Origin of the sequence: Geomonas sp. (assembly GCF_035254065.1) — a bacterium.
GTDB lineage: Bacteria > Desulfobacterota > Desulfuromonadia > Geobacterales > Geobacteraceae > Geomonas.
Map to the genome: position 1 here is coordinate 1 of NZ_DATFBA010000198.1, position 2,488 is coordinate 2,488.

2 protein-coding genes are annotated in these 2,488 nt (G+C 63.1%); both read left to right on the top strand.

Annotated elements, in window-relative coordinates; genetic code table 11:
- On the top strand, positions 1 to 870 hold an 870-nt coding region (locus VJ604_RS09470; protein ID WP_324081918.1), incomplete at its 5' end, for an amylo-alpha-1,6-glucosidase.
- 13 nt (positions 871 to 883) lie between these two features.
- The gene (locus tag VJ604_RS09475) at positions 884 to 2,113 is read left to right on the top strand and encodes a cation:proton antiporter (protein ID WP_324081920.1); all 1,230 of its coding nucleotides are present in this window, start codon (positions 884 to 886) and stop codon (positions 2,111 to 2,113) included.
- The last annotated feature ends 375 nt before the right edge of the window (positions 2,114 to 2,488 follow it).

Below are 2,488 nucleotides of genomic sequence, written 5' to 3' on the forward strand. Positions count from 1 at the left end.
CTCTGGTTCTTCCATGCCATCGACCGCTATTTGGACGTGACGGGCGATCACGAGACGCTGCGCAGGCTTCTGCCGACGTTGATGGACATCATCGGGCACCATGTCGCGGGCACCCGGTTCAACATCGGTATGGATTCGGCCGACGCACTGCTGCGGCAGGGAGAGCACGGTTACCAGCTCACCTGGATGGACGCGAAGGTCGATGACTGGGTCGTGACACCGCGCCGCGGGAAAGCGGTGGAAATCAACGCGCTCTGGTACAACGCCCTGCAACTGATGCACAAATGGACGGCCGAGGAGCAAGACACCAGCTATTCCCAGCAGCTGGGGAAACTGGCCGAGCAGGCCTTCCGCTCCTTCAACCAGCGTTTCTGGTACCAGGAAGGTGGCTACCTCTTCGACGTGATCGACGGCGAGCAGGGAGACGACACCGCTTGCCGCCCCAACCAGGTCTTCGCCATCTCCCTCGACTACCCCGTGCTCGACCGCTCCAAGTGGTCTAAGGTGCTGGGGACCGTGCGGGAGCGACTGCTCACCCCGGTTGGGCTTCGTACCCTCGCCCCCGGCCATCCCGATTACAAATCCACCTACACCGGCGACATCAGGGCCCGGGACGCCGCCTACCACCAAGGTACGGTATGGCCGTGGCTGATCGGCCCCTTCATCGACGCTTGGCTGCGCGTCTACCCGGACCAGGCCAAGTCTGCCCGCGGCTTCCTGGAAGGGGTGGTCGGCCAGTTGAGCGAGCAGTGTGTAGGGTCGGTAAGCGAGATCTGCGACGCGGAGGGTCCCTACGATCCCAAAGGGTGCATCGCGCAGGCCTGGAGCGTCGCGGAGGCCCTCAGGTGCTGGCTGAAGACCGAGCAGTGACAAGGGAGCGGCAATGGACGTCTTCCAGATTGCCGGCATACTGACCACGCTCACCGCGTTCTTTGCCTACCTCAACTACCGCTTTCTGAAACTGCCGGTAACCACCGGCCTCATGCTGCAGAGCCTGCTCCTTTCCCTGCTGCTGGCGCTATTGATGACGGCGGGGGTCGACGTGGTGACCCCTGCCCGCCGTCTGATCCTGGACATCTCCTTCGACGTCTTCTTCCTGCAGGGCATGCTGAGTTTTCTCCTCTTTGCCGGCGCGCTCTTCGTGAAGGTGGAGGAACTGCTGACCGTGAAGGTGAGCGTGGCCGTCTTCGCGGTGGCAGGCGTCCTGATCTCCACGGTTATCATCGGCGGCGCCTTTTCCCTCCTTTCCCAGCTGCTCGACCTGAACATGAGGCCGATCTACTGCCTGCTCTTCGGCGCGCTGATCTCGCCGACCGACCCGGTGGCGGTGCTGCCGACCTTGCGCCGGCTTGGGATCCCAGACCGTCTAAACGCCCAGATCGCCGGCGAGGCCCTCTTCAACGACGGGGTCGGCATCGTGCTCTTCCTGTCCTTACTTGCCGCCGCCCAAAGCGGTCACCCATTGGGCATTTCCGGAGTGGCCGCCATCTTCCTGCGCCAGACGGCGGGGGGGATCCTGTTCGGGACCTTACTGGGGTGGGCAGGCTACTTCCTCATCAAGACGGTGGACAACTTCAGGCTGGAGATTCTAATCACCCTGGCCCTGGTTACCGGCGGCTATGCCTTGGCCCGCTCGGTGGAGGTCTCCGGTCCGCTGGCGATGGTGGTGGCGGGACTGTTGATCGGCGGGCGCGGCCGCAAGCTTGCAATGTCGGAGCACACGAGGGAGAACCTCGATCATTTCTGGGAACTGGTGGAGGAATTCCTGAACGCCATCCTCTTCACGGTGATCGGCCTGCAACTGCTGGTGTTGAGCGACCGCCTGAACGCCTTCCACCTGGTCACCGGGGTGGCCGCCATTCCCATCGTGCTGCTCGGCAGGTTCCTCTCCGTGCTGGTGCTCGGCGGGCTTTTGCGCCTGCGGGAGCATTTCTCCCTGCGCGACGTATCGGTGATGACCTGGAGCGGCCTGCGCGGCGGCATTCCGATCGCCTTGGCCATGAGTCTGCCGGACGTAAGGGAACTGAGCGTGCTGCTGGTCGCGACCTACCTGGTGGTGGTCTTCTCTATTTTGGTGCAAGGGAGCACGCTCAAGCGGCTGATAGAGACCTGAAGCATGCCTCACTCATGCCGCCCTGCCGGACGTCCAACGGCTCCTCCCCCCGAACGGGGGGAGGCTGGGTAGGGGGAACAGTGGTTGCGACCGGACAGAGTTCCCCCTCCCTAGCCCTCCCCCTTCGGGAGAGGGGATGTTGGCTGAGCGGTAAATGGAAATGATGTAAGGAGTGGTAGCGAGGGGAAACTGAAGAAATTCGGAGGGCGAGATGGATGGCAACACGGCGGTTTTCAGGATTGCGGCTTGGCTGACATTCTGCGGGCTCTACCTGCTTCTGGTGGGTAAAACCGATTTGAGCGAGGTGGCCGCCGGGGCAGCCTCGGCAACGGTGGCGCTCTTGCTTGTGCGCCTGTTGGGGGAGAAGTTCAAGCG